The sequence below is a fragment of the Brevundimonas sp. genome (assembly GCF_036659295.1).
Taxonomy (GTDB): Bacteria; Pseudomonadota; Alphaproteobacteria; order Caulobacterales; family Caulobacteraceae; genus Brevundimonas.
Genome location: NZ_JAVXCU010000098.1, coordinates 1 through 7,707 on the forward strand (window position 1 = coordinate 1; position 7,707 = coordinate 7,707).

Here is a 7,707-nt window from a genome sequence, read left to right on the forward strand (position 1 = left end):
GGGTCACAGCGAGGCTTTCAATCTAGGAGGCGGGCGTAAGTACACACCCTGATTCTGGAACATCAGGTGGCGTCTGATGCTGTTAAGCGCAAGATACCATGCCACTATCCGCCATGACCACACCCCCGTCACCGCAGCAATGTGATACAAAGAACGCATGACACGTCCTGCCTCCCCCATGATTTCGACGGATGAACTGGCTGCCCTTCTGGAAAGCGGCGCACCCAAGCTTGTGGATGGCAGTTGGTGGCTGGATGGTCGTGATGCTCGTGCCGATTACATAGCCGAGCACATCAAAGGCGCGGTTTTCCTCGATCTGGAACAGATATCGGATCCCGAATCCGGCTTACCGCACACACTGCCCTCGCCGGAGTATTTTGCAGACCAACTTGGCAAGGCGGGTATCAACCAGAACGACACCATCATCGTGTATGACACACAGGGCCTGTTTTCGGCGGCGCGCTTCTGGTGGATGCTCCAACTGTATGGCGCAATCGATGTCCGTATTCTGGATGGCGGACTGCCCAAATGGAAAGCCGAAGGGCGGAGCACTGTATCCGGCGATGTCACGGCTCCTATCCCTACAGATTTCATCGCTTCGTTCGACACCGCACAGATCGCCACGCTCGAGGATGTCAAAGCGGCCTTAAACAGTTCAACACAGATACTGGATGCCCGTGGCAGTGCTCGCTTCAACGGCACCGCGCCCGAGCCCCGCGCCGGTGTGCGTGGTGGCCATATGCCGGGCGCTCTGAACCTGCCCTTCGGCCAGTTACTGAATGCCGACGGCACAATAAAAAGCGGCCCCGAACTGGAGGCCGCTTTTCAATCGGTTGGTCTGGATATGGACCGGACCGTTATCACCAGTTGCGGTTCGGGCGTTACGGCTGCCATCCTGACGCTGGGCCTGACCCTGCTGGGCAAACCCTCGCGCCTTTATGACGGCTCGTGGAGCGAATGGGGGAGCCGTTCCGACACCCCCGTCGAAAGCTAGCAATCAACTGGCCACTGGCCTGACATCTTCATCGTCAAAGCCGGTGTCCTCCTCGCCACGCGAGACCACAGTCGCGACAACCAGATCGCCTGTGACATTCAGACTGGTACGGCACATATCGAGGAAGCGGTCGACACCGAGGATCAAGCCGATCCCCTCGACCGGCACGCCCACAATCCCGAGGATCATAGCCACCACCGGCAACGAGCCCCCCGGTACCCCTGCAGTTCCCACGCCTCCGAGAATACAGATCAGCATCACCACGAACTGCTGGGTCAGCGTCAAATCAACCCCAAAGAACTGGGCGAGGAACAGAACCGTCACCCCCTCGAACAGGGCCGTTCCGTTCTGGTTTGCCGTTGCGCCGACCGTCAGCACAAAGCGTGAAATTTTGCGCGGCAGGCCCAGTTCCTGTTCCGCCACACGCAACGATACCGGCAAGGACGCATTGGACGACGCCGTAGAGAACGACACCACCATCGCCTCGCGAATGCTCGAAAAAAACTTGATCGGTGACATGCCGCCCATGGTCCAGACCAGCAGCGGATAGACCACGAACATGTGGATCGCCATGGCACCGACCGCCACGCCCACAAACGCCGCCAGACGGACCAGAAGGTCCAGACCAAACAGCGCCGACAGGTTGAACATCAGACAGGCAATCGCATACGGAGCCAGTTTGATGACGAGGCCGATCAGCTTCATCATGACCTCGAACAGGCCCTCAAGCGATTTCAGCATATGATCGGTGGCGCTGTTTCGTACCATCACCACACCGACACCGAACAGCATGGCAAAGACCATGACGGGCAGGATGTCGTTATCAGCCGCGGCCTTGAACACATTGCTGGGGATCAGTTCGACGAAGAAGTTGGTTCCAGTCGTACCCGCCTTGGCATTTTCAACGATGCTGGCGGCCCCCGCCTTGCCCTGCTCCAGAAGCTGCGCGGCTACGACCGGATCAACGCCCGCCCCCGGTCGGAACAGGTTCACCATGACCAGACCGATAATCACCGCGATCGACGATACGAGCACCGTAAACAACAGACTCTTGATGCCGGCCCGACCCAAAACCTTGAGGTCGCCCATTTCCGCCACCCCGACCACAAGGGCCGAGAACAGCAGCGGCAGCACCAGCATAAACAGCAGGCGCAAGAATATCTGGCCTATCGGTCCCGTGACGTTTCGGGTGATTTGCTGGACCCAATAGTTATCACCCCCAATCGTCGCATTGACGATCAGTCCTCCGGCCAAGCCCACCACAAAGCCGATCAACATCAGCACATGTAGCGGCAAACGGCGCTTGGATACCTGATCCATAAATCCCCCTCACATCGCTTGGCGTGCCTAACGAATAGGCAGGCCGTAGATCAAACCACTCTCCGGCGCATTCCACTGGGCATTCAAACCGCGCTCTAGACCGAGTGCGGACTGACGCCCGATGTTACGTTCAAAAATTTCACCATAGTTGCCGCTGGCGGCCACGGCATCGCGGGCCCAGTCACGGCTCAGCCCCAGACGCGGCCCGAACTCTCCCTCGTAACCCATAAAACGCTGCACATCGGCAGAGCCTTCGCCCTCTTTGATGCGCTTCACGCTTTCTTGGGTCAGTCCCAATTCTTCGGCGGAAATCAGAGCATTCAGTACCCAGCGCACCACACTGGCCCAGCGCTCGTCTCCGGCACGAACCACCGGCCCCAGAGGCTCTTTGGAAATGACTTCCGGCAGCAAGACATGCTGTCTGGGATCGGTCATCAGACTGCGGGCCGCCGCCAGAGCGGACACATCCCCTGTCAGCGCATCACACCCTTCGCGGGCATAGGTTTGTCGGGCCTCTTCTTCGGTCGGCAGGATCACCGGCCTGAACTCGATCTGGCGCGTTCTGAAAAAGTCCTCGGCGTTCAGCTCACTGGTCGAATTGGCGTGCACGCACACGCGCGCGCCATTCAACTCGGTCGCGCTGGACAGGTTCAAAGAACGACGGACCAGAAAACCCTGTCCGTCATAATAGTTGATCCCCGCAAAGGTCAGTTCGCCACCGGAATCGCGGCTCATCGTCCACGAGGTATTGCGCCACAGAACATCCACCCGACCTTCGGTCAGATACTGAAAGCGCTGAGCGGCTTTTAGCGGGACAAAGCGGACAGCATCGGGATCACCCAAGACCGCAGCCGCCGTTGCCCGACAAAAATCGACGTCGAAACCGCGCCAGCTGCCCTTGTTGTCCGTATAGGCAAACCCGACCAGTCCCTCGTGCACACCGCATAACAGATGGCCGCGCTGTCGCACCCGCGCCAGAGTCGGACTGGCCATCTCGATATCGGTCAGATTGGTCGCCGCGGCAGGAGGCTGGGTATCGGCTTTGTTGCGGTCATCACCAGAACGTTGACAACCGGCCAAGGTCAGGCCGACTGCCAAACTCACCAAGGCAATCCGCATTCCATCGGCCAATACCATGCCTGAATCTCCATACACGTCTTGCGCCCCGTACCCTTTAGACCCCTGTATGCCGCTGGCCGCAACCCGAGATAACCATGAGCGACGATTCAACTCTCCCCAAAGCCCTGTCGACACGCCTGATCTCACCCGCCACACAGCGCGGCAAGGGACGTCGCCCCGTCAACCCGCCCATCGAGCGGGCCTCGACCATGCTCAGCGACGATCCGGCCCAGATGAACAGTTCTCGCGATGGTCCTGTTTACGGGCTGGAAGGCGGATCGGCTGCCCGACAACTGCGCAACATTTTGGCCGATATGGAAGGCGCTCATGACAGCCTGATCGTGCCGTCCGGTCTGGCCGCCGTAACTGTTCCGCTAACAGCCATCCTGCGCCCCGGTGACGAGATTGTGTGTACTGATGCCGTCTATGGTCCCACCCGCCGATTCCTGACGCGCCACATGTCGGATCGAGGTATCGCGACACGCTTTCATCCAGCCGAAGCCTCAACCGATGCGATCATTGAGGCCCTGGGCGACAAGACGCGCGTACTGCTGATCGAAGCGCCCGGCTCGCTCACCTTCGAGATGGTGGATATGGCCGCGCTGGCACGCGCCTGTGCAGAACGCGGCATCATCACGATTGTCGATAATACATGGGGTGCGGGACTGGCCTATCGCCCGCTGGAACACGGCATAGACATCAGCGTACAGGCCCTGACCAAATATGTCGGCGGGCATTCCGACATCTTGATGGGCGCTATTTCGGTGGCGACCCAGACCATGGCTGACACCATATTCGAGACCATTGACGACAATGGCTGGCATGTGTCGCCCGATGATGCCTGGCTGGCCTTGCGCGGTATTCGCACCCTGCCCTTGCGCTACGGCACCCAGTTCCGTTCGGCCTTGCGTATCGTGCAGTGGCTGGAGCAACAACCGCAAGTCTCGCGCGTGCTCTACCCGCCACTTTCGGCCTCACCGCAGCACGATTTGTGGAAGAGCCAGTTTGATGGTGCCGCCTCGCTTTTCGGCGTGGTGATGAAGGGTGGCAACCGCACCGACGCCCATCGCCTGATGTCCGCTCTGCGTCTGTTCGGCATGGGCTATTCGTGGGGCGGGTTCGAAAGCCTCGTCACCTATGAAACCTCGCAACTGGAACAACGCCTGCACCAACCGCAATTGGAAGGGGCTCTCATGCGCTTTCATATCGGGCTGGAAGACACAGACGACCTGATCGCTGATCTAGCCAATGCGCTAAGCGGTTGGGGACTAAGTGGCTCGCCCACCTAAAGCTGCCTTGCCGCCCATCTGGACGGGGCGCACACTGATGCGTCCCGATTCCCCGCCACAGAAGTCTCGATGCCCCGTTTTTATGAATTTTTCGCTGGCGGCGGCATGGTGCGTCAGGGCTTGGGGGCCGGTTGGGACTGCACCTTTGCCAATGATTTCGACGCCAAAAAAGGCTTCTCGTATCAGGCTAACTGGGGCACCGACGGCGAGTTGAACGTCGGCGACATCCGCAACCTTGTGTCCGCGGACCTGCCTGCACAGGCCGATATGTGCTGGGGTAGTTTCCCTTGTCAGGACCTGTCCTTGGCCGGATGGGGCAAGGGACTGGCCGGTGAACGTTCCGGCACCTTCCACACATTCTGGTCGCTGATCCAACAGCTAAAAGCCGAAGGACGCGCACCGTCTCTGGTCGCTGTCGAAAATGTCTGCGGTGCGCTGACCTCGCGCGGCGGTGCCGATTTTGTGCGTATCTGCACGACCTTTGCCGAAGCGGGTTACCGTTTTGGCGCTCTGGTCATCAATGCGGACCTGTTCGTCCCCCAGTCGCGTCCGCGTCTGTTTGTCATCGGCATTCCCCAAACCCTCGCGATCAGTGAGGAACTGGTTTCCCCCGAACCGATTGCGCCCTTCCACACAGCCTCGCTGCGCCGCGCAACTTTGGCCCTGCCCGAAGAGGTGCGCGCCAATATGGTGTGGTGGAACCTGCCAACTCCACCGCGTCGCCCCCTCGATTTTGTCGACATTATCGAAGACCGCCCCAAAGGCGTCGAGTGGCATTCCGCCGATGAGACCCGCGCACTTCTGGCCAAGATGTCCGACGTCAATCTGGCCAAGGTCACAGCCGCCAAGCGCGCTGGTCGTCGCATGGTCGGTGGCATCTACAAGCGCACGCGCCGCCTTGCCGATGGCACCAAGGTTCAACGGGCCGAAGTGCGCTTTGACGATGTGGCAGGATGCTTGCGGACCCCTTCGGGTGGCTCCAGCCGCCAGATCATTATGGTTGTGGACGGCCGCCGCATCCGCTCGCGTTTGATTTCTCCGCGCGAGACGGCACGCCTGATGGGCCTGCCCGATCAGTATCGCCTGCCCAAAAACTACAATGATGCCTATCACCTGACTGGTGACGGTGTGGCCGTTCCTGTCGTTGGCCACCTTGCCCGACACCTGTTCGAGCCCCTGCTTATGATCGAACAGAATACCGACCAGAAAAAACCCGGCACCAGAAGCGCCGGGTAAAAAGTATTCGGTGATGGTGGGTGCTCTCGAAATTCAGAGAACATGCCTAGTTCTATCTGCTTTGGTTAACAAAAGATTAACAGTAAATATTTCATTACCATTCAGCTACCTATCGACAGGCAACCATGTGGATTGCACAGCCTTGTCCCCGATTTTGCGCGTAATGCGCCATCCGTCAGCAACAAACTCGATACCCGATTCCACCGTTCCAAAACCGGGATAGTTATAGACCCGTTCGTCCAGATTGATCACGGTCGGCCCCTTACCTGCGGGTAGAATAACGGCCCAGTGCCCACGCGAATCCAGTTCGACCGGCATGGTCTGTCCGTCCACCAGCAGACTTGGCACAGCCGTCGTCGGCGAATGGCCTGACACGATCAGCATGGCCCCGTCACTATCAACCGCTTCCAGCGCACTATTATGGGCCAGCCTATAACTGGCCTCGCCATCCGTGAGCGTGACCGCCACCGGGTGTTCACCGGGTTTCAGGAAAATCAGCCCGTGTCCGTCGATGAACTCCTGCCCGACCTGAGCACGCGGCTTCAGGTACAACCCCTGATCGGGAACATTCAGTTCGATTTCAAAGCTGCCGTCCGGCCTGGCATTAGCGGCGTACACACGACCGTTCATGCCCGCCAGGACAACCCGCCCATTGGGTTCGGCCTCACCGCCAAGACGGATCGCATTACCACTCCAGACGGCATTCTCCAGTGACGGAGGGCGAAGCCATTCCGTTCCGGATATGCTTTCATCAGACGTGGTTGGGTCCGCAGGCTTACATGCCGTAAGGGCGAATATCGAAAGAACCGCAGCACAGGTCAAAGTTTTGGCGACCTGACAAGGTTTCATCTTCACTCATCCTCCAGATTCTCTGCTAGATAAATCCATGCCCGTTTCAGGGCGCAATGTCTTCCCTTTCCCCCACAGCCAGAGCTGCCATGACTGAACTGAAATCCACTGTCGCGCCCTATGATGGCCAATCGGTTTGCCTGTTTTGCGCCTCTTCGGACGGCAATGATCCGGCCTATCTCGAATCCGGTCGCGCATTCGGACAACAGACGGCGCAGGTAGGCTGGCGACTGGTTTATGGCGGTGGCGGCGTTGGCCTGATGGGCGCATCGGCGCGTGCGGCCCATGCCGAGGGCGGACGCGTGGTCGGCATCATGCCGCGTTTTCTGCGTAGCCGCGAACGCCTGTTCGACGACGTGGAAACCGTGATCGTAGAGTCCATGCACCAGCGCAAGCAGATGATGTACGACGAATCCGACGTGTTCGTTGTCGCACCGGGCGGTGTCGGCACACTTGAAGAAGTCATCGAGCTGCTGTCGTGGAAACGCCTCGACCTGCACGCAAAGCCGGTCATCTTCCTCAACATTCTCGGCTTCTGGGACAGCCTGTTCACGCTTCTGGAAGAGACCGTGAAAGCAGGCATGACGCCCGCCAGCTTCCTTGAAGCCTATACGGTTGCGACTTCCGTAGAAGAAGCGATCGAAATGATGCAGAAATCCGAATCAACGCCCCACGTCCGCCACGATCCCCGATAAAGTGCGACAAAGTGAACGCTGTTAACAAATCAGCGTTCACCTATGTTGACAGTATCCAAAAACAACGCACATAACTCCTCTTTCTGTTGCGTGTCCTCCCCGGGTTTTGGTTCAGGAGATCTATTATGCGTGCCATCGCTATCGCTGCCGTACTGTTTACGGCTGCCCCTGCTTTCGCCGACGCGCCGGCTACCCGCGCGACCCT

Annotated in this window: 7 protein-coding genes; 4 read left to right on the forward strand and 3 right to left on the reverse strand. The window is 59.0% G+C overall.

Translation table 11 applies throughout. The annotated features are described in order from the left end of the window. The first annotated feature begins 157 nt into the window (after window positions 1-157). Window positions 158-994: a 3-mercaptopyruvate sulfurtransferase gene (sseA, locus tag RSB01_RS12605; RefSeq protein ID WP_332625584.1), complete on the forward strand. Its 837-nt coding sequence runs from the start codon at window positions 158-160 to the stop codon at window positions 992-994. 3 nt (window positions 995-997) lie between these two features. Here the strand turns inward: sseA and RSB01_RS12610 are convergent, their stop codons facing one another. Beyond that, on the reverse strand, window positions 998-2,314 hold the full coding sequence (locus RSB01_RS12610; RefSeq protein WP_332625587.1) for a dicarboxylate/amino acid:cation symporter: 1,317 nt from the start codon (window positions 2,312-2,314) through the stop codon (window positions 998-1,000). 27 nt (window positions 2,315-2,341) lie between these two features. After that, window positions 2,342-3,418 carry an amino acid ABC transporter substrate-binding protein gene (locus RSB01_RS12615; protein WP_332592096.1) on the reverse strand — a complete coding sequence of 359 codons (1,077 nt, stop codon included), beginning with the start codon at window positions 3,416-3,418 and terminating at the stop codon, window positions 2,342-2,344. 110 nt (window positions 3,419-3,528) lie between these two features. On the opposite strand from RSB01_RS12615, the gene metC reads away from it, so the two are divergent. Together metC and RSB01_RS12625 are read left to right on the forward strand one after the other, a co-directional pair. After that, window positions 3,529-4,722 (forward strand): cystathionine beta-lyase, encoded by a 1,194-nt coding sequence (gene metC, locus RSB01_RS12620; protein ID WP_332592145.1) that lies wholly within the window; start codon window positions 3,529-3,531, stop codon window positions 4,720-4,722. Window positions 4,723-4,791: 69 nt separating this feature from the next. Continuing rightward, window positions 4,792-5,958, forward strand: coding sequence for a DNA cytosine methyltransferase (locus RSB01_RS12625; RefSeq protein ID WP_332620598.1), 1,167 nt, complete (start codon window positions 4,792-4,794; stop codon window positions 5,956-5,958). Window positions 5,959-6,063: 105 nt separating this feature from the next. On the opposite strand, the gene RSB01_RS12630 is transcribed toward RSB01_RS12625, so the two are convergent. After that, complete coding sequence (locus RSB01_RS12630; protein WP_332592177.1) at window positions 6,064-6,588, reverse strand: hypothetical protein; 525 nt, start codon at window positions 6,586-6,588, stop codon at window positions 6,064-6,066. Between the two features lie 308 nt (window positions 6,589-6,896). Between RSB01_RS12630 and RSB01_RS12635 the strand changes: the two genes are divergently transcribed. Continuing rightward, a complete protein-coding gene (locus RSB01_RS12635; RefSeq protein WP_332592178.1) occupies window positions 6,897-7,502 on the forward strand; it encodes a TIGR00730 family Rossman fold protein in 606 nt (201 codons plus the stop codon). Window positions 7,503-7,707: the final 205 nt, after the last annotated feature.